The following is a 17,787-nucleotide window of genomic DNA, read 5'->3' as shown; positions in this document are numbered from 1 at the left end:
TTTGCGAGGTCCGCATTTTTTCACAAGCGGCGTTGAGGAAAAAGCATGTCACAAATCGTCCACACGGAAGGCGAATCCAATACTTCCAGCGCGCGAAAAGCATGGATGAAGGAATCTATAGGGCCTAAATCTAGACCCTTGCTGAAACGCGACGCTAACGCGTTTCTCCACCAGTCACTGTCCTCGCCATGCGTTAGCACCATTGCCAAAGCTGAGGGGATTTGGGTCGAAGACCTGGACGGCCGCCGTTACATGGATTTCCATGGCAATTCAGTGCATCATATCGGTTACGGACATCCCCGTTTGATCACCGCGATCAAGGCGCAACTGGATGACCTGTCTTTCGCACCCCGTCGCTTCACTAATGATCCCGCGGTTGAATTGGCCGAAAAGCTCGCCGAAATCGCGCCAGACGACCTTGGGAAAATGCTGTTTACGACCGGCGGCTCTGATGCAAACGAGGTCGCTCTCAAGATAGCGCGCGCTGCCACCGGTCGGTTCAAAACAATTAGCTTCTGGGATGCCTTCCACGGTGCCGGTTTTGGCGCCGCAAGCGTCGGCGGCGAGGCGACATTTCGCAGCCATATAGCCGGCCCGCTTCTCCCGGGTGCAGAGCACGTGGCACCTTTTGCCTGTTACCGATGCCCGTACAATCACGCCGGCCCAGATACCTGTGGGTTGGCTTGTGCAAAAATGGTCGAGTTCGTTCTAGAACGCGAGGGAGACGTAGCTGCGGTCATCGCTGAGCCTATGCGCGCGGTGCCTTATGTGCCGCCACCGGGCTTCTGGAAAGCTGTGCGGGAGGCGTGTAATCGTCACGGGGCTCTCTTGATCATGGACGAGATTCCCACGGGGCTTGGAAAGACCGGCAAGATGTTTGCCTTTGAGCATGACGAGATTATCCCTGACATCGTCACCTTGGGTAAGGCACTTGGCGGAGGCATCCTGCCGATTGCAGCTTGTATCGCGCGAACCAAACTGGACGTCTGCGGAGACTTTGCCATTGGACATTATACACACGAAAAAAACCCGGTGACTGCACGCGCCGCGCTTACCACAATACAAATCATCGAAGATGAGGGGTTGGTTGACCGGGCGGCTGAGTTGGGCGAGCACGCTATGGATCGTCTGATGGGTGAGCTTCAGAATATCCCGATCGTCGGTGACATTCGCGGCCGTGGTCTGATGTTTGGTGTCGAAATTGTCGATGACCGTGCCGACAAGACACCTGGAAATGCACGAGCCGAGCGGATCTATTATGCTTGTTTGGAAGCTGGCCTAAGCTACAAAATCAGTCAGGGGTGTGTGCTTACATTGTCACCGCCGCTAACGATCACGCGCAAGGATCTCGACTGTGCAATCGACATTGTTGTCAACGCGATTAAGGACGAATGTTAATCTTTGTGGCCATACCTTTAGAGCAAAACACGCCGTTGCTCTCTCTGCTTCCAGGAAAACAGTGGTCAATGGACGTGGAGATCAATTCTCAATTATGGCGCCAAGGGCCACTGCCTACCACCAAGAAAGTGAATGCGTTTTCCCGGTGGAACAGGCGCGTCCGATTTTTTTCAGCAAACTCGGGCGCTGAGCGTTTTATCGAAATTACTCGTCCGCAAAATCACCGGGTCGGTCTCCGGTCGTTGGTTGGCAGGATTGCAGCGCACCCTGTTATTCCAAGCAAACCCTGGGAGTGAGGTAGAGCATGGCGATAGTCAGCTTTTTAATCAGCCTTGCTGGCGCGACGATGTTGCTACTTTTTGCAGTTCGAATGGTACGCACTGGAATTGAGCGCAGCTATGGAGCGTCGTTCCAGCGCGTTTTGACGCGACAGCACAGTTACCTGCAGGCCTCACTTGTGGGTCTGATGATGGCGGTTGTACTGCAAAGTTCGGCGGCAGTGGCGCTGTTGACCTCTGGGTTTGCTGCCAGTGGAATGTTGAGTTTTCCTGCCGGTCTGGCGATTGTGCTCGGAGGCGATCTAGGTTCAGCACTGATCATCCAGATTCTTACGTTCCGGTTGGACTGGCTTATTCCAATGCTGCTGGCGATTGGAGGCTATCTATTCGTCAAGACCGAAGCCAAAAAAGCCCGACAACTAGGGCGCATTCTGATGGGCGTTGCCTTTATCCTGATCTCACTTCGGTTCCTTCGTGAGGCGATGGACCCAATTCGGGACAGTGCATTTTTACCCACAGTCGCGGATTACTTGTCGCGCGACTATATCACTGCATTTCTTGTCGGGAGTGCCTTAGCCTTCGTCATGCATTCCTCGGTTGCGGCCATCCTTATGTGTGTGACACTTGTGCAAATTGGAGCGATCCCATTTGCCGCCGGAATGTCTTTGGTTTTTGGCGCGAACTTTGGCTCGGCCTTCATTCCGGTATGGCTAACCCGAGGAATGCCAGTGACTGCCCGACGAATACCCTATGCAAATTTGGCGCTGCGAGGCAGTTGGGCGTTGGCTAGTTTGTTTGTAGCAAATTTTGCCCTACGAACCGGGCTTTTGGGCGACCCGCAAGGGGGGCAAATGCTAGTCAACGTGCATCTTGCTTTCAACCTGTCGCTTTTGGTTTTAGCCCTTCCGTTTTGTGGACACTGGCAGAACTTGCTCGAAAGGCTCTTGCCAGACCAACAGAAAGTACAGAAGTCGCAACCCGCACAACCGGTCAGCGCATTGGACATGGAAGACGTGGCAAATCCCAATCAGGCCTTGCCGAGCCTCAAGCGTGAGCTGCTGCGGATGAGCGATCTTCTCGAAACCATGTTCCGTCCTGCTCTTGAACTTTACCGCAGCGGAGACAAAGAACAGATCCGGTCAGTTCAGGCCATTGACGAGGACGTAAACCGGTGCCTCTCGGGTATTCGAGCCTTCGTCGCCGCGATACCCCCTGAGCTATATGAAAAACACGATGCTAAAACCGCGCGCGACCTTATGGAGTTTGCGATCAGGCTTGAAACGGCGGGTGACGTTGTCGCCAAACGCCTGACTGTATTGGCCGGTGAAATGCGGGCCAAAGGCTCTAGCTTTTCGCAAGATGGCTGGTCCGAACTTGTTCAGATGCATGAAGGTATTCTTGCAAACATGAAACTGGCATCAAATGTACTTGTTTCAGACGATCTGGAAAGCGCCCGGCTTCTCAGCCTTGAGAAAACCGAAATCAAACGCGTGGAACGTGAAAGCCGCAAGCGTCACCTGCGCCGGTTGCAGCATGGAACAACGGAAAGCTTCGAAACCAGTGATATTCATCTAGAGACATTGCGGGCTTTCCGGGAGTTCAACAGTCATATTGCATCGATTGCTTACCCGGTCCTTTACCAGAACGGTCAACTTCTAGAGACACGATTGATCAACGAAATTGCTGAATAGGCCCGAGCCGGTCTCAATGCGAAGACAAGAAAAGAGCGAGAACAAAGGCGACTGGAAACACCGAAGTGAGTTCGTTCTCGAAATCAAATTTTGAAATTGTTCAGTGTCTTCCAAAATCTGAGCCCAGCACTGCGCAGTGCACAAGGGTCTAAGTAACCGGATTGAAGGATCCCACCAATCAACCCGAAAACGCGAAAAGATCATCGGTCCGAACAAGTCACTCTGGCAGGCTCAGAGATTTCTGGTTGCCCATGACCAGATCACCATCAGCTCCCGTCTCCCCGCTATCAACTTGCTTCAGCTTTATACCACCATGCCCGATCAGATGCCTTCCAGTTTTGGATCAGTTATGCCCGCGAAATGTCCTCCTGACGACATAGGCGCCGACGTTCTTCAATCGGGCTCAAGCAAGTTGGCAATCCCGGCAGAGTTCTTGGGTCTTGGGTATTCCGTTCTAGTACCATTCATCCGGCATTCGCGCTTTGCGCTCTGACACGAAGTCTTCAAGCGCGGCTTGTATGCTAGGTTTCATTTCAGGACGCTGGTAATCGTTCAACATCTGATGCCACCGCGCCGTGGCGCGTTGGTCTGACGTGAGAGCACCATTTTCAGACCAAGTCTCGAATGGCCCGGCGTCAGAAATCTGTGGCTCAAAATTCGCTGCCGCATAGTGGCGCAGCGTGTGATTGGTCGACAGGAAATTTTCGCCCGGGCCCGTTTCAAAATAGGCATCACGGCCAAATGCCTCCTCATTCGTTTCGAAGCCCTTCAGCAGTTTCAGCATCGCGCCACAGTGGTCGAGATCCATGATGAATTTCTCGTAGGACATCACAAGCCCACCTTCGAGCCAGCCTGCCGCATGCCAGACCTGATGGGCTCCGGACAGAAGCGTGGACCACATGGCACCGGTGCTGTCCTGCATCGCTTGCCCATCTGGCGCATTGGAGGCGGTGATCTGCCCACCGCCAGAGCGCACAGGTACGCCAAGCCTTCGTCCCAATTGTGTCAGCGCCATCGTGGTCATGTTCGCCTCGGGCGATCCAAAGGTTAGAGCGCCCGTGCGCAAGTTCATTGTGGAGTGGAACGAGCCGAACACCACCGGACAACCGGGGCGCACCAGTTGCGCAAGCGCAATGCCAACCATCGCTTCTGCCAGAGTTTGCGCCGCCACCGCCGCCGGCGAAAGCGGCCCCATGGCACCCGCGAAAATCGCAGGGGAGACGCAGACACATTGGCCTGCCTCCGCATAGATACGCAGAGCCGACGACATGGTATCATCATAAACCAGCGGCGAATTGACGTTGATATTTGCCTGCATCAACGCGTGGTGCTCCATGAAGTCCCGTCCAAAGACGAGGCGTGCCATCTCGATACTGTCACGCACGCGCTCGGGTGCCGTAACAGAGCCCATAAAGGGCTTGGTTGAGAGTGTCAGATGCGCCAGCATCATGTCCAAATGCCGTTTATTCACCGGCACATCTGTCGGCTCGACAACCGTGCCGCCGGAATGATGCAAGGCGGCCGCACTGTAGGCCAGTTTGACGAAATTGCGGAAATCCTTCAGCGTCGAATATCGTCGGCCCTTCACCAGATCGCTGACAAAGGGAGAGCCGTATCCCGGCATCAGCACAACGTTGTCACCGCCAAGTGTCACCGTTCTGACCGGGTCTCGGCCATGCAACTGAAATTCACTTGGGGCCGTAGCGCAAAGCGCACGGACGTGACCCGGTTCAAACCGCACACGTTCGCCATCGATGCGGGCACCCGTTCGGGCGAAGTGATCCAGTGCCGTTCGATCCCCCCGAAACTCGACGCCAATATTGCTTAGAATCCAGTCGGCTTGATCTTCGATCCGGGCCAATACCGTTTCACTTAGTAGATTGTATGCAGGTATCCTGCGACCCGTGAACTGTGTGCTCTCAGAAGGGGCAATACTACGGGCCAAGCGGCGCCTGCGCGCGCGGCCGCGGTGCTCCGCCGGTGTCGGTGTTTTTGCTTTTGCGTTCAACAAGTCCAACTTCATTTCATCGCTCCACGAGCTTGAATGCAGTTTTCGACCTTAAAAACATATTTGAAAATCGAAAAAAACTACTCTTAGCGTTTAGAAATTTTGTACACTAAAGATATGAGTACCCGATTTCATCACCATGACTTACTCAGGCTATTTGCCGAGATTGCTCGTTATTCCAGCTTCTCGACGGCAGCATCGGCACTCAACATGACTAAGGGCGCCATAAGCTATCAGATCAAAACGCTTGAAGCCGATCTTGGGATGATCCTGTTCCAGCGCACATCGCGTGGAGTCACACTCACTGGTGAAGGATTAAAACTGCTCGCGATCTGCCAGACCCGATACGAAGAAATCGAAGCTGAAATTCATGCATTAAAGGGGATTTCAACGCGTTCTCTAACCGTTGGCGTCTCGACCTATTTCGCTGCGCGCTGGCTGTCGCCACGCCTGATGTCATTCATGCAAAGCCACCCGGACGTGCAGATTCGCATTCAACCGATGATCGAGTTTTCAGAAGCTGAGATGCAGGATGTGGATCTTGCAATCAGGTGGGGTAACGGGAATCGGATCGGCGGCACCGTTACTCCGTTCATGCCCATGCCGCCCTATCCTGTGGGTGACCGGGCGGCAGCTGACCTAGTGATAGAATTAGGAATGAAAGAGGCAATATCGCATCTTACGCTGCTGAGAGATCGTGATGACAGCAACGCCTGGTCTGATTGGCTGAACGTCGCAAAGCTTCCCCGACAATCAAGGAGAGATGCGCTAATCGTTCCTGACCCAAATGTCCGGGCGCAAGCAGTCATCGACGGACAGGGAATAGCTTTGATGGATGATCTGGTTCGGGACGATCTAAAAGCTGAAAGACTGTTTCGGTTGTCGGAAACCGATCTGCCCGACTATGGGTATTTTTTGGTTCAACCGTATAGCTCCGCACCAACCGGCGCAGTACAGTCCTTCTCGGACTGGATTCTGGGTCAATCGTAGCAGTCATTCCCCTTGAGTATCCTCAGAGCCATTATTATACGGCATATAAATAAATTACAGGGACCCAGAGGATGCCCACAGGACATATCATGATGGCAATGAGCCTAGACGGTTTTGTCGCAAGGCCAGATCACAGGCTGGACTGGTTGGAAAAGCAACCCACTGCAGACGAAGATCACGGGTTTGCCGCGTTTCAGAGTAGCGTCGACGTGATCGTGATGGGGTCCGGATCGTACCGGACAGTTCTGGGATTTGGAGAGTGGCCTTACACGAAACCGGTGGTGGTTCTCAGTCGCTCAATGAAAACCTCAGGCATTCCAGATGAGCTGCGCGAAAGAGTTGAAGTTTCAGACAAAACACCCACCGATTTGATGGAGGACTTTGGCGCGCGTGGTTACAATCGAGTTTATGTGGATGGCGGTGCAATCATCCAATCCTTCCTCAAAGCCGGGCTGATTGAGGACATGCGGATTACCTTGGTTCCCATTCTGATTGGTGAAGGCATTCGGATCTTTGGTGAAACAGAAGGTGACGTTGATCTGGAGTTGGTTTCGGTCAGCAGCTTTTCCTCCGGTCTGGTAGATCTCGATTACAGACTGAAAACCAGGTGACGAAAGCTTCGCCACCAGGGCGACCGTCAAAGGCTGCACAGCGCCTTTCGAAGCAAGTGATCCTGCAGGCCGCATTGCCGATCGCCCAAAGCAAAGGTGTTGATGCGCTATCGTTTCGCATACTTGCCGATCAGCTTGACGTCACTCCGATGGCCGTGACCTATCACGCAGGTAGCAAGAAGCAACTATTGTCCGATCTGGTGGAACTTGCCTTTGCAGGCGTCTTGGATGGAGTGAATGGTGGCAACCCGGTCAAACGCGCCCGCTGCATTATGGCGACTTACTATGGTTGCGCTTTGAAGAACGCCAATCTACTCCGTGCAATCCTAGACGATGTAACGCTCATGAGCGCGGACCTCATGAACGTGGCCGAGGAATTAAAGGTCAGCACGGACCAACTCGAAAACAGCGATGGCGGTGATGTTCTTGTTCACGTGCTGATCGACTATGCACATGGGTTTGTGCTCTCAGCCTCGAGCGGAGAAGACAATCCCCTGACAATAGACGATTTTCTGCGTGGGGTTGACTGGATTCTTGCGCAAGCGGCGGGTGACTTCGCGGAGACGTGATATGAAAACATGCCCATCAGAGGGTGTCCTCAAGCAATGAGCAGTTTGCGTCATTCGATTCTGACCCTAACGTCAAGTAGTTCTGCCCCAAGGCTACTAACTTTCATCGAAGCTAAGGCTTACCCGCATCCTTCTCTGGCATGACTTGGACATAGAGCGTCCATTTGGGAAAATCACCGTCTTCGATAGCGTCGAAAAGATCACGCTGATGGCTTTCACGGTCACCAGAGATGATCTGCGCGGCTTCCTCATCAGTGAGGTTTTTGATCCCTTGCTGGGTTTTGAAATGGAACTTGACCCAGAAACGTTCGTTATCCGAGTTGATAAAGCTGAATGTGTGGCTGCCAAAGCCGTGCATGTGTCGGTAGGTTGCAGGAAGCCCCCTATCAGACATGACAATCGTCACCTGAAGCAAAGCTTCGGGAAGGCTAGTCCAGAAGTCCCAATTGTTTTCCGCACCGCGCATGTTCGTTCGCGGATCACGTTTGACGGCATGATTAAGATCGGGAAACTTCAGCGGATCGTGAAGGAAAAACACAGGGGTATTGTTCCCAACTAGATCCCAATTGCCCTCTTCAGTGTAGAACTTTACCGCAAAGCCTCGGATGTCCCGTTCCGCATCCGCTGCGCCGCGTTCTCCTGCAACGGTCGAGAAGCGCAGGAAGAGATCCGTTTTCTTGCCAACATCAGAGAACAATTTGGCGCGTGTATAGCGGGTGATGTCGTGGGTCACTGTGAATGTACCGTACGGCATGTGGCCACGGTCGCAATGTGCCAACCGCAACAATTACGCCGACAATCGTCATTGCCCAGATCAAGCCCGAACGTTTCGAGTTGCCCTTGGGTCCGGGTTCCGGCCCATCAGAAGCCCGCACGGCCAACCAGAAGACAAGTGACAGCACTGCCATCAGGATCAGCGAGATCAATAACACAACGGGCTGCATGAGCCATCTCTCCTATTAGGCATTCTAAATACCTATTATAAGGGCAAGAAAAAGATGTCAATAAAATAGGCATTTTCAAAGCCTATTTTTTATGGGAAGAATAACTATGCAAATTACCAAGTTCTCCGACTATGCCCTGCGCATCCTGATCCATCTTGCCACCCACGAAGAAGGGTTGATGTCGACGCGTGAGATCGCGGCTATGCAAAACTTGCCCTTCAATCACCTGGCCAAGATCTCGCAGTGGCTTACACACGAGGGCTATGTAGAATCCATGCGTGGGCGCAACGGTGGCATGCGTATGGCCCTACTTCCCAATGCGATATCGATTGGCGGCCTACTACGAAAATCCGAACGCGGCACACCTTTGGTGGAATGCATGAAGGAAGACGGCGGCTGTTGTGTAATGACGCCCGCTTGTGGATTGTTGCCAATTCTGAACGAAGCTCAGGAGGCGTTTTTTGCTGCCTTGGACACCAAGACTTTACAGGACGTATTGGAAGGAAACCGTGGCATGAAAAACCTGATCCGAGCGTTGGAAGTCAGTCATGCGCTGGCATCAAGCGATTAATACGCAAACTGTAGTCCTATAATAATTTGATTGTTACTTGGCCGCGCCAGGCACAGCCTTTACAATCGCCTGTCCTTCCCATGCCTCGAAAGCCACGGAAAGGTGCCATGCCTTGAACCCGATGTAGCCGACCAGAAGGGCCAGTATCATCAGATACATTGCCCTTCGGAATCGTGGATTTTCTTCAACTTGGTGCATCTTCTGCATTCCACAGTAGATACAACGTGAGCATTCGAATCTGGGCGTCGCTCAGACGTCCTTCCCACGCAGGCATCACACCTTGCCGACCGTAATAAATGCTATGGTAAATCTCATCCCGGTCGCCTCCATAGATCCAGCGTTCATCACCCAGATCGGGCGCGCCGATTTCATAGCCCCCGCGCCCGTCATCGCCATGACAGGCCGCACAGTTTTCTTCGAAGATCAATCTACCGGCGCCAGCCGCCGTCGCATCATGCTGCTTTCCAGAGAGGGCCAAGACAAATTCTGTAACCTCTTCAACCTGCTGCTTTTCGATCATACCGTCTGCGCCAAACGCCATCATCTGTGCAATCCGTGTATCGTCATGCTGCGCATTGATCCCATAGCGTATGGTCGCCTCAACCTCTTCCGGTGCGCCTGACCACAGCCAATGTCCGTCTACCAGATTGGGAAAACCAGGCTGCCCTTTCAGATCATTCCGGTGACAAGCGGCACAATTGTCAGCGTAAAGCTTGGAAATCGACGCGCTATACCTTGCCTCCAGTGTTGGGTCTGCGGCCAGTTCTTCGAGATCCTGTGACGCAAAAGGCGCAAATGTCATTTCACGATCAGCATTCGCTTGCTGAAGTTCTGCAACAACCTCTGATCGGGATGAATACCCCAACAGCCCTTTTGCATAGTCGCGCGCACCTGGGAAGGATGGGTAGAACACCCAAAACAGTGCTGCGATGATGATACTGATCCACAAAGCCCATCGGGCCGCCCAGGGAACAGGTGTGTCCAACTCTTTGATACCGTCCCACTCGTGGCCGGTCAGATCAGTACCGGAAACCGGATCCTTTTCCTTTAGCGCCACGGCTGATCCTCCTGATCGTCCAGCGGAGATTGCGCAGCGTCATCGTAGACTTTTCGCCGTGAGGGCCAGTAGGTCCAGACAACTGCGGCAAGGAAGACGACCAGCAGGTAGATTGCACCCCAGGTCTTGGAGAAAACGAGAACCGTATCATGTGTCATCTCTGAACCTCCTCAAGGTTTAACGAATCCAGATCGGCCAATGTGCCAAGAACCTGCAGATAGGCCACAAGGGCATCCATTTCCGTCAACTCACTCGGGTGCCCGTCGTAATCCCTGACCTGAACGTTTTCACCGTAACTTTCTTGCAGTTCACCTTCATAATATTGCTCGGCATCTGCTTGCCATGCAGCATCCTTTTCCGCATTTTCGATCTGAGCATCTGTGTAAGGCACCCCGGCGCGGCTAAGGGCTCTTAAAGAGGCAGGCAGGTGGCCTGTTTCCAGCCGCGCGTCAGACAAAAACGCATAACCAGGCATGATCGAGCCTTCCACCAGCTCTCGCGGCGCTTCCAGATGCGCCACATGCCATGCGTCAGAGTATTTACCGCCAACTCGCGCCAAGTCCGGCCCTGTACGTTTCGAGCCCCATTGGAAAGGGTGGTCATACATGCTTTCGGCGGCCAGGCTGTAGTGCCCATATCGTTCGATGTCCGACCGTAGGGTGCGGATCATTTGACTGTGGCAGGCATAGCAGCCCTCGCGCACATAAATATCGCGCCCGGCTAGTTCCAGCGGAGTGTAGGGCCGCATGCCGTCGACTTCTTCCACCGTGTTTTCGATGGTGAACAAAGGGGCGATTTCAACAATGCCACCGATTGATGCAACCAGCAGGATGGCCATCGCAAAGCCAAGTGAATGGCGTTCAAGCTTTTGGTGTTGTGTACTCATGGGCTGCTACTCCGCCGGCTGGACCAAAGGTCCGGATTGCCTGGTCTCGGCTTGCCGCGGCCCACTGACCGTCATGTAGATGTTGTATGCACCGATGCACGCTCCGATCAGATACAGCAGCCCCCCGATCGCACGGGCGACATAGTAAGGATGCATTGCGATCACACTGTCGAGGAAGGAATAAAGAAACGCACCATCCGCATCATAGGTCTGCCACATCAGCGATTGTGTGATGCCACTGTTCCACATTGCGCCGACGTAAATCAGCGTCCCGCTCAGGGCGAGCCAGAAGTGCCATGCCTCCAGCCGCAATGAATACACGCCATCTCGTTTCCAAATCCAGGGCACCATTTTATACATGGCACCAAAGGTGATGAAGGCGACCCAGCCCAACGCGCCGGCATGTACGTGGCCGACGGTCCAATCCGTGTAGTGGCTCAGCGAATTGACCGGACGGATCGCCATGAACGACCCTTCGAATGTCGACAGTCCGTAGAACAGAATCGCGACCATCATAAACCGGACCGCCGGATCCGTCCGGACCTTATCCCAAGCCCCGTTGATCGTAAGGATTCCATTGAACACAGAGGCCCAGCTGGGGACCAGCAGGATGATCGACATGGTCATGCCAAGGTACTGAACCCAGTCCGGTAGCGCCGTGTAGTGAAGGTGATGTGAGCCAGCCCAGAGATACAGGAAGGTGATCCCCCAGAAGCCAACAATTGACATTCGGTAAGAGTAGATTGGCCGGTTCACAGCTTTGGGCAAGAAGTAATACAGCATCCCTAGGAACCCGGCGGTCAGCAGGAAGCCAACAGCATTGTGCCCATACCACCATTGCGTCATTGCATCCTGTGTGCCGGAAAACAGCGAGTAGCTTTTGGGATAGGCAATGGAAACCGGAACCGAGAGGTTGTTCACCGTATGCAGCATCGCGATGACGACGATGAAGGCCAGGTAGTACCAGTTAGCCACATATATATGCGGTTCGGCCCGGCGAGAGAGCGTCTTTAGGTACAGACCTAGATAACCAACCCAGACGATCAGCAAAACCAGATCCATATACCATTCCGGTTCGGCATATTCCTTCGATTGGGTGATCCCCAAGGGGTAGCCGGTCGCCGCAAGGACCATGAACAGATTGTACCCCCAGAACACCATCCAGGGCAGCGATTCACTGGCCAATCTGGCGCGCGAGGTACGTTGGACCACATAAAACGACGTCGCGATTAACGCGTTGCCACCAAAACCAAAAATCACGGCAGATGTATGAACCGGGCGCAACCGGCCGAAGTTCGACCAGAACATATCACCGTTCAGTGCTGGAAACGCCAACTGCCAGGCGAGGATATCGCCAACCGTGAACCCTATGATTGCCCAAATCAGCGCGGCGATGACACCAAACCGAATGACCTTGTCATTGTATTCTAAAGGGATGTCCTTTGGGGTCTCGCTCAAACGGTTGATCATCCACATCAACCCCCAACCAGCGGCTATTGCGATCAACCAACCGTGCAGCACGTAGGCGGTAGGAACCCCCCAGCCAAGTATGGCTACGCCACCGACAAAGATCAAAGCAAGGGCACACAGGACGGCAGCATCCTCAAGAAAACTCTCACGCTGCATCGGGCGCCTCCTGCCGGTGGAAGCGTACTTCAAACTCAACTTCGCCAATCGGGTTCACCGAATGAGTTTCCTGTGGCGCGAACACAGCAGTGGCCCCAACGCCCAGAACCAGATCACCCTTGTCATCCCGGCTCAGTAGAAGTTGCCCATGTTGCACAGCCAATTGACCCCAAACACCCGCTTTGGTGCTGTGATCTTTGCGCAGCTTTTCTGGCAATGTCTCATGCGTGAACCGCGAGGTCGCATAGTGCACCACGCCTTTTGGAAGCGCTTCGGTCATTTATGCATCTCCATGAAAAAGCTCGGCATAAGCATGCCAGGTCGCGTACCCGAGCAATGGGAACACCACGACCAAACCCAGTAGCCCGGACAGTATTCCAACCAAAGTCAAAAGAGTGATGATGGCTCCCCAGCACAAGCAAAGCTTGAAGTTGTGAGTGGTGGCGTTGAAGCTGAGCCCCATAGCCGAGAAGCCATCGATCTTGCGGTCGATCAGCATTGGCAATGAAAACGCTGACACCGCAAACCCTAATGCCGCAAACAGCCCGCCAACGAATGATCCTGCGATCAACAGCGCCCATCCTGATGGCGTAGTAATCAGCAAAAGCAGCGTATCTGCGAAGCTTGAGAATGGGCGCAGCCCGTAGACTATGGCGAACATAACTGTGGCCGCGCGTATCCAGATGAGAGCAAAAACCATCAGTATGACGCCCACCAACGTAATCTGACCCGTGGCCGCTCTGAGCCCTGTTTTACCGCTTGCTACGGAATAAAGACCAATCGTTGCAAGTGGTCCGACCAAAACGCCGCCAGCTAGCAAAGGCAACAAAACCCAACCGAGATCGTTGAGCATCAGGGCCGCAACGCAAATCCACCCCAGAACTACGAGTGAACCACCGTAAAGCAAGGAATATCCCGGGTTGCGTTTCACGTCGCCCCAGCCCGCCTGCAGCCAACGTTTGACAACGCGTGCCGGAGGATCAGAGATGACCTGAGCTTTGGTATAGACAGAGACCGTCATGACAACACCGGCGGAGTGTCAGCCTCTCGACGAAAGTTCTCAATTCCGAATGACAAGCCCTTACCGATCCTGCTGGCCAAATGAGAGAACGCTTCGGCGGTTGCAGGTTTAAGGGCTTTTTTTGCGGTGTCTTCGAACAGGTCGAGCCACAGGCGAAAATGTTCTGGTAGGATTTCAGAGTTCGCCAGGTGAACCTGCATCGGGTTACCCGAATAGCCTGTCTCTCGTAGAATGGCGCCGCGCCAAAAGGCTGCGATCTTTTCTTCGTGTTCCGGCCAATCTTCGATTGCCCTGTCAAATACCGGCCCCAGATCAGGATGCACTCTGATGCGCGCATAGAACCGGTTGACCAAAGTCGCGATTTCTTCCGCTGTGATGTCAAACATATGTGGCCGAATTGGCATGGTACGTGTCATCGGATCTACCTTAACGATACGCCTCACTATCTGCGCACTATAATAGGTATTGTCAATACCTATTATAGTGTGAATGGTACGACCTACATCAAGAGAAAGGCGCGTGGGTCTATCTTTACCCAGCCGTCGACAACCACGGCAAAACGCTCGACGGAATAGAAGTGGTGCACATAATCCGCAAAGGGCAAATCACGCCCGGTGTCTGTCCGTTTCGGCAATTTACGGAGCTGGCGGCTTAGTTCGCCGGTACAAAGATATCACTGTGGCAAGTTAAAACTTCGCAACAGATCCCGTCCGGTTTATTGCGCCGATGATAATGTGATCTGCCGACGGAAGCCGGCAGGTGAGAGGCCAATTTCCCTCTTGAAAACGCGTGCAAAAGCAGAATCCGATGCGTATCCAGCGCGTTCTGCCGCATCCGAAACAGAACTTGATGGGTCAGTAAGACAGCGTTTGGCGATCTCCAGCCGCCAAGCTGTTACGTATTGCATTGGCGACATCGCCATCTTTTTCTGAAACTGAACCGCAAAGTTTGTTCGTGACATGCCGGCAATGCGCGCCATCGTTTCTATCGTCCAGGATGCGCTTGGATCCTTGTGAAACGCGTCAAGAGCCCGAGCCAGATGGTGATCAGAGAATCCGTTCAAGCCCCACCTCGAGGATTCGTCACTTTCCACAAACGAACGTATGGCCTGCGCAAGAATGGCTTCTGACATCTTCAAAGCAATGAGATCGCCACCGAGGCGAAGACCCCCGGCCTCATCTCCGATCATGCGCAGTGTCGCCTCCATCCACTTTCCAGCGGTTTCCCCGTAATTCCTGAGGTGAATGATCGGTGGCAGGCGTTCCAACAGTATGTGTTTTGCATGAGGGTCGAATGAAAAATGGCCGCAGATAAGTTGCGTGTCACGTTCATCGCCGTCGCCGCCGTAAACCAGAACCCCAGTTCCAGTGTATCCCGACCGCTCGATTACCGTGTCCAGCGGCAAAACTGCATCTCTTGTTTCAGCCGCGCAGTACAACTTGTGTGACGCGCCATGCGGAACAATCAACAGATCGCCCTGCTCCAGCGCCACCACTTTTTCATATCCTTCAACTTCGATCAGGCAATTGCCCCTATGAGCAAAATGAAATCGGGCAACGTTATTGAACCTGGGAACTTCAATCCCCCAAGGGGTGGTCAACGAAGTTCGAAAATAGAGCGCGCCTTGAACAGACAGTTTCGTAAGGATATCGCTAAGCAAATCAAGCATGCATTTTCATGGCAGTATTTGGCGTTTTTGTACAGCAGCTTGAACGATCTGCACAGAAAATCGAACGTTCCCGCATATATCTCACTTCCCGGTTCGGATTACTCCTATTGCCATCGTAACACTCAGTGGAGTCTCCAAAATGAAGAAACTGATTTCCGCATTTGCTGTGGCACTTGCCATGACTGGCGCTCAAGCCTCTGCGCAGGACGTCGCCGAGATGAGCGATCTCGAATACGCTCACATTGCCTATACGGCCGACAACATCGACATTCGGTATGCCTATCTGGCGCTGGCTTTGTCGTCGAACCCCGACATCCATGAATTCGCAAACACAATGATCCGCGACCATACTGCCGTGAACGAAGCGGCCTTGGGCCTGCTCGAAAAACTGGGCGTGTCAGCGCAGAACAATGCGTTCAGCCAAACGCTGAATGCCAATGCCGAAGAGATCATCGATGGCTTCGTCAAGCTGCGTGGAGCAGAGTTTGATGCCGCTTATGCAGCCAATGAATTGGCCTATCACCAGGCGGTGAATGATCTGGTGGAGAACACAATGATCCCCAATATCGACAATGCCGAGGTGAAGGCTCTGTTCGAGCAGGGACTTGAGATCTTTAAAGCCCATGAAGGCCACGCCGAAATGATGGTCGAGGCACTGCAGTGATGGGAAAAGCCCATTCACGCCGTCGCGTAATGGTTGGAGCGGTCGCATCGGCGGCCGCTCTCGCTTTAACCCGAACGCGAGCCCGGGCGGCAGAACCCGTAGTCCACGAAGTTAGGATCAAAGCATTCGCATTCACGCCAAAGCTTCTGAACGTGTCTGTTGGTGATACCATTCAATGGACCAATGAAGATCTGGCACCACATACGGCCACAGCCGATGAGTTCGGATGGGACACTGGGGAGATCCCAAACGGTGTCAGCGCCAAAGTTGAGGTTACTAAAGGTATGGAAACAAAATATTTCTGTGCGTTTCATCCACATATGAATGGAACAATAGTGATCATGTGATTTGACTCATTGGATCGACTGAACGAAAGCGGACTATGATGCAGGGCGCAGCATATGGAGCTTTGGGCTTCGCGCCTTCCAGCTTCTGTTGGGGCACACAAAGATGGACAGCACGGTCAGGTATCTTGGTGTTGAACTCGAAGATGCCTAGGCTATCTCCGAAGCCATTGAAATATAATATCTCTGGGCCGCTCTCGCAGGCAGCCCGAAGCGGACCGTCATCGCAACTTCAAGTGCTGCGATGCAGCGTTCTCAAAATCCGGCAATGGTCACCAGCAATAGGCGACTTCACTGCACGGAAGTGAATGAGTGCTTTAATTGGCATATTCTTTCGACAGAAACTCGGGCGACTCGAAGAAAGTGGATTTCTGTCTGGCAAACACTGTTTTGTGTTCTGACACCCCATCCACTAGGGATGGTTTTGCATTTAGCAGGAAGTGAGCCGACCTATGCATAACATCATTGCACGAAGAAACTTCGCCGTTGCGGTAGCAGAAGAGGCAGGCGCGCTTGCACTAGAGTATTTTGCTTCCAGAGATACCTTGGTCATTGATCAAAAAGGCGCGCAAGACTGGGTCAGCGAGGCGGATCGCAACGTCGAGACCTTCATTCGCCAAAAGATTGTGAACTCTTTTCCCGATGATGGGATTTATGGCGAAGAACACGCGGAAAAAGCTGGCTCCAGCGGTTTTGACTGGGTGATCGATCCGATTGATGGAACAACAAACTTCGTCAATGGTATTCCGGCCTGGACGATTGTCTTAGCGGGCGTTTCGGACAGTCAGACGCAGGTCGGTGTGATTTTCGAGCCAAACGTTGGTGAAACTTACGTGGCGGTCCGAGGCGAAGGTGCCACTTTGAATGGACACGCCATGCAGGTTGCCTCAAGCGTGGAACTTGCAAGTGGAACCGTCTCAATTGGCTATTCGAACCGGGTCGAAGCATCAAAGGTCATTCCGGTGATTGCGGCCCTTATCGAACGTGGCGCTCTCTATCATCGCAATGCAAGCGGTGCGCTTTCGCTGGCCTATGTCGCGGCGGGACGTCTATTGGGGTACATTGAAGAGCACATGAACGCCTGGGATTGCCTCGCCGGTCAGTTGATGATCGCCGAAGCAGGTGGCGAGATCGAGGATCAAGACGCCGACGGGATGATCCGGGACGGTGGTCGCGTGATCGCTGGCACACCGGCCGTGTTCGGGACCTTGAAAATGATCTGCGACGACGCTTGGAACGAATGACGTCGTTCAGGTAATCGGGCTCGACCCGAATTCAGGTTGAAGAGTTTTAATATCCGCGCGCCAGAAGTGGCCCTGCCCAGGTTGCACAAACAGCCGATCGATTTTCTTCCCTGCAAGATGGCATCAAAGCAGTGTTCCGACCGCGCCGTGGTTTAAAATGGCCAAGTCTATCTGTCGTGGTTTTTGACGATTGACAGGACTGTTCGAACGATACGC

At 53.3% G+C, this 17,787-nt stretch carries 21 protein-coding genes and 2 pseudogenes; 10 read left to right on the top strand and 13 right to left on the bottom strand.

Annotated features, from left to right (window positions below; translation table 11 throughout):
* The first annotated feature begins 45 nt into the window (after positions 1–45).
* From pbfA to AC2FIM_RS13675, 3 genes and pseudogenes are all read left to right on the top strand, one after another.
* Positions 46–1,398: a (R)-1-hydroxy-2-aminoethylphosphonate ammonia-lyase gene (gene pbfA / locus AC2FIM_RS13685; RefSeq protein WP_281995489.1), complete on the top strand. Its 1,353-nt coding sequence runs from the start codon at positions 46–48 to the stop codon at positions 1,396–1,398.
* Between the two features lie 304 nt (positions 1,399–1,702).
* Complete coding sequence (locus AC2FIM_RS13680; protein WP_496708180.1) at positions 1,703–3,367, top strand: Na/Pi cotransporter family protein; 1,665 nt, start codon at positions 1,703–1,705, stop codon at positions 3,365–3,367.
* A 139-nt stretch (positions 3,368–3,506) separates the two neighbouring features.
* Positions 3,507–3,739 (top strand): annotated as a pseudogene (locus tag AC2FIM_RS13675) (IS6 family transposase); the annotation flags it as partial.
* A gap of 82 nt (positions 3,740–3,821) precedes the next feature.
* On the opposite strand, the gene AC2FIM_RS13670 reads toward AC2FIM_RS13675, so the two are convergent.
* Positions 3,822–5,390 carry a trimethylamine methyltransferase family protein gene (locus tag AC2FIM_RS13670; protein WP_496732065.1) on the bottom strand — a complete coding sequence of 523 codons (1,569 nt, stop codon included), beginning with the start codon at positions 5,388–5,390 and terminating at the stop codon, positions 3,822–3,824.
* A 102-nt stretch (positions 5,391–5,492) separates the two neighbouring features.
* Here AC2FIM_RS13670 and AC2FIM_RS13665 point away from each other — a divergent pair, with 102 nt between their 5' ends.
* The 3 genes from AC2FIM_RS13665 to AC2FIM_RS13655 all read left to right on the top strand — a co-directional run bounded on the left by AC2FIM_RS13665 (position 5,493) and on the right by AC2FIM_RS13655 (position 7,545).
* A complete protein-coding gene (locus AC2FIM_RS13665; protein WP_496708182.1) occupies positions 5,493–6,365 on the top strand; it encodes a LysR substrate-binding domain-containing protein in 873 nt (290 codons plus the stop codon).
* Positions 6,366–6,457: 92 nt separating this feature from the next.
* Positions 6,458–6,976, top strand: coding sequence for a dihydrofolate reductase family protein (locus AC2FIM_RS13660; protein ID WP_496708183.1), 519 nt, complete (start codon positions 6,458–6,460; stop codon positions 6,974–6,976).
* Positions 6,973–7,545, top strand: a complete 573-nt coding sequence (locus AC2FIM_RS13655) for a TetR/AcrR family transcriptional regulator (RefSeq protein ID WP_271949897.1) — start codon at positions 6,973–6,975, stop codon at positions 7,543–7,545. The genes AC2FIM_RS13660 and AC2FIM_RS13655 overlap by 4 nt, the downstream gene beginning before the upstream one ends.
* A 124-nt stretch (positions 7,546–7,669) precedes the next feature.
* Here the strand turns inward: AC2FIM_RS13655 and katE2 are convergent.
* Positions 7,670–8,299 (bottom strand): annotated as a pseudogene (katE2, locus tag AC2FIM_RS13650) (catalase KatE2); the annotation flags it as partial.
* Positions 8,232–8,489, bottom strand: coding sequence for a hypothetical protein (locus AC2FIM_RS13645; protein ID WP_496708187.1), 258 nt, complete (start codon positions 8,487–8,489; stop codon positions 8,232–8,234). The gene AC2FIM_RS13645 and the pseudogene katE2, both read right to left, overlap by 68 nt.
* A 106-nt stretch (positions 8,490–8,595) precedes the next feature.
* Between AC2FIM_RS13645 and AC2FIM_RS13640 the strand changes: the two genes are divergently transcribed.
* Positions 8,596–9,060, top strand: a complete 465-nt coding sequence (locus tag AC2FIM_RS13640) for an RrF2 family transcriptional regulator (protein ID WP_496678061.1) — start codon at positions 8,596–8,598, stop codon at positions 9,058–9,060.
* A 33-nt stretch (positions 9,061–9,093) separates the two neighbouring features.
* On the opposite strand, the gene AC2FIM_RS13635 is transcribed toward AC2FIM_RS13640, so the two are convergent.
* The 10 genes from AC2FIM_RS13635 to AC2FIM_RS13590 form a co-directional block, all read right to left on the bottom strand.
* On the bottom strand, positions 9,094–9,219 hold the full coding sequence (locus AC2FIM_RS13635; protein ID WP_496678063.1) for a hypothetical protein: 126 nt from the start codon (positions 9,217–9,219) through the stop codon (positions 9,094–9,096).
* Positions 9,220–9,244: 25 nt separating this feature from the next.
* Positions 9,245–10,117, bottom strand: a complete 873-nt coding sequence (gene ccoP / locus AC2FIM_RS13630; RefSeq protein ID WP_496678065.1) for a cytochrome-c oxidase, cbb3-type subunit III — start codon at positions 10,115–10,117, stop codon at positions 9,245–9,247.
* Positions 10,108–10,275, bottom strand: coding sequence for a cbb3-type cytochrome c oxidase subunit 3 (locus AC2FIM_RS13625; protein WP_271949887.1), 168 nt, complete (start codon positions 10,273–10,275; stop codon positions 10,108–10,110). Before AC2FIM_RS13625 ends, ccoP begins: the two co-directional genes overlap by 10 nt.
* Complete coding sequence (gene ccoO / locus AC2FIM_RS13620; protein ID WP_271949886.1) at positions 10,272–11,003, bottom strand: cytochrome-c oxidase, cbb3-type subunit II; 732 nt, start codon at positions 11,001–11,003, stop codon at positions 10,272–10,274. The genes AC2FIM_RS13625 and ccoO overlap by 4 nt, the downstream gene beginning before the upstream one ends.
* A gap of 6 nt (positions 11,004–11,009) precedes the next feature.
* Positions 11,010–12,629 carry a cytochrome-c oxidase, cbb3-type subunit I gene (ccoN, locus tag AC2FIM_RS13615; RefSeq protein WP_271949884.1) on the bottom strand — a complete coding sequence of 540 codons (1,620 nt, stop codon included), beginning with the start codon at positions 12,627–12,629 and terminating at the stop codon, positions 11,010–11,012.
* Positions 12,619–12,909 carry a TehB-like domain-containing protein gene (locus AC2FIM_RS13610; RefSeq protein WP_142637649.1) on the bottom strand — a complete coding sequence of 97 codons (291 nt, stop codon included), beginning with the start codon at positions 12,907–12,909 and terminating at the stop codon, positions 12,619–12,621. The genes ccoN and AC2FIM_RS13610 overlap by 11 nt, the downstream gene beginning before the upstream one ends.
* On the bottom strand, positions 12,910–13,650 hold the full coding sequence (locus AC2FIM_RS13605; protein WP_271949881.1) for a DUF2189 domain-containing protein: 741 nt from the start codon (positions 13,648–13,650) through the stop codon (positions 12,910–12,912).
* A complete protein-coding gene (locus AC2FIM_RS13600; RefSeq protein ID WP_271949879.1) occupies positions 13,647–14,066 on the bottom strand; it encodes a group III truncated hemoglobin in 420 nt (139 codons plus the stop codon). The genes AC2FIM_RS13605 and AC2FIM_RS13600 overlap by 4 nt, the downstream gene beginning before the upstream one ends.
* An 83-nt stretch (positions 14,067–14,149) precedes the next feature.
* A complete protein-coding gene (locus tag AC2FIM_RS13595) occupies positions 14,150–14,284 on the bottom strand; it encodes a hypothetical protein (RefSeq protein ID WP_271949877.1) in 135 nt (44 codons plus the stop codon).
* Between the two features lie 81 nt (positions 14,285–14,365).
* The gene (locus tag AC2FIM_RS13590) at positions 14,366–15,319 is read right to left on the bottom strand and encodes an AraC family transcriptional regulator (RefSeq protein ID WP_271949875.1); all 954 of its coding nucleotides are present in this window, start codon (positions 15,317–15,319) and stop codon (positions 14,366–14,368) included.
* Positions 15,320–15,458: 139 nt separating this feature from the next.
* Between AC2FIM_RS13590 and AC2FIM_RS13585 the strand changes: the two genes are divergently transcribed.
* The 3 genes from AC2FIM_RS13585 (at position 15,459) to AC2FIM_RS13575 (ending at position 17,571) form a co-directional block, all read left to right on the top strand.
* Positions 15,459–15,983 carry a DUF4142 domain-containing protein gene (locus AC2FIM_RS13585; RefSeq protein WP_271949873.1) on the top strand — a complete coding sequence of 175 codons (525 nt, stop codon included), beginning with the start codon at positions 15,459–15,461 and terminating at the stop codon, positions 15,981–15,983.
* Positions 15,983–16,330 carry a cupredoxin domain-containing protein gene (locus AC2FIM_RS13580; protein WP_416383926.1) on the top strand — a complete coding sequence of 116 codons (348 nt, stop codon included), beginning with the start codon at positions 15,983–15,985 and terminating at the stop codon, positions 16,328–16,330. The genes AC2FIM_RS13585 and AC2FIM_RS13580 overlap by 1 nt, the downstream gene beginning before the upstream one ends.
* 449 nt (positions 16,331–16,779) lie before the next feature.
* Entirely contained in the window at positions 16,780–17,571 is a 792-nt protein-coding gene (locus AC2FIM_RS13575; protein WP_271949871.1) for an inositol monophosphatase family protein, read from the top strand.
* Positions 17,572–17,787 lie beyond the last annotated feature (216 nt).

The organism is Ruegeria sp. CDSC052 (genome assembly GCF_059610685.1).
The sequence above is the reverse complement of the archived record's forward strand: the minus strand, read 5'-3'. Positions and strand labels throughout refer to the sequence as shown.

Bases quoted from the DNA above. Each gene is read 5' to 3' on its own strand.
- pbfA (WP_281995489.1), top strand. From the start codon at position 46: ATGTCACAAATCGTCCACACGGAAGGCGAATCCAATACTTCCAGCGCG.
- AC2FIM_RS13680 (WP_496708180.1), top strand. From the start codon at position 1,703: ATGGCGATAGTCAGCTTTTTAATCAGCCTTGCTGGCGCGACGATGTTG.
- AC2FIM_RS13670 (WP_496732065.1), bottom strand. From the start codon at position 5,390: ATGAAGTTGGACTTGTTGAACGCAAAAGCAAAAACACCGACACCGGCG.
- AC2FIM_RS13665 (WP_496708182.1), top strand. From the start codon at position 5,493: ATGAGTACCCGATTTCATCACCATGACTTACTCAGGCTATTTGCCGAG.
- AC2FIM_RS13660 (WP_496708183.1), top strand. From the start codon at position 6,458: ATGGCAATGAGCCTAGACGGTTTTGTCGCAAGGCCAGATCACAGGCTG.
- AC2FIM_RS13645 (WP_496708187.1), bottom strand. From the start codon at position 8,489: ATGCAGCCCGTTGTGTTATTGATCTCGCTGATCCTGATGGCAGTGCTG.
- AC2FIM_RS13640 (WP_496678061.1), top strand. From the start codon at position 8,596: ATGCAAATTACCAAGTTCTCCGACTATGCCCTGCGCATCCTGATCCAT.
- AC2FIM_RS13635 (WP_496678063.1), bottom strand. From the start codon at position 9,219: ATGTATCTGATGATACTGGCCCTTCTGGTCGGCTACATCGGGTTCAAG.
- AC2FIM_RS13625 (WP_271949887.1), bottom strand. From the start codon at position 10,275: ATGACACATGATACGGTTCTCGTTTTCTCCAAGACCTGGGGTGCAATC.
- ccoO (WP_271949886.1), bottom strand. From the start codon at position 11,003: ATGAGTACACAACACCAAAAGCTTGAACGCCATTCACTTGGCTTTGCG.
- ccoN (WP_271949884.1), bottom strand. From the start codon at position 12,629: ATGCAGCGTGAGAGTTTTCTTGAGGATGCTGCCGTCCTGTGTGCCCTT.
- AC2FIM_RS13610 (WP_142637649.1), bottom strand. From the start codon at position 12,909: ATGACCGAAGCGCTTCCAAAAGGCGTGGTGCACTATGCGACCTCGCGG.
- AC2FIM_RS13605 (WP_271949881.1), bottom strand. From the start codon at position 13,650: ATGACGGTCTCTGTCTATACCAAAGCTCAGGTCATCTCTGATCCTCCG.
- AC2FIM_RS13600 (WP_271949879.1), bottom strand. From the start codon at position 14,066: ATGACACGTACCATGCCAATTCGGCCACATATGTTTGACATCACAGCG.
- AC2FIM_RS13590 (WP_271949875.1), bottom strand. From the start codon at position 15,319: ATGCTTGATTTGCTTAGCGATATCCTTACGAAACTGTCTGTTCAAGGC.
- AC2FIM_RS13585 (WP_271949873.1), top strand. From the start codon at position 15,459: ATGAAGAAACTGATTTCCGCATTTGCTGTGGCACTTGCCATGACTGGC.
- AC2FIM_RS13580 (WP_416383926.1), top strand. From the start codon at position 15,983: ATGGGAAAAGCCCATTCACGCCGTCGCGTAATGGTTGGAGCGGTCGCA.
- AC2FIM_RS13575 (WP_271949871.1), top strand. From the start codon at position 16,780: ATGCATAACATCATTGCACGAAGAAACTTCGCCGTTGCGGTAGCAGAA.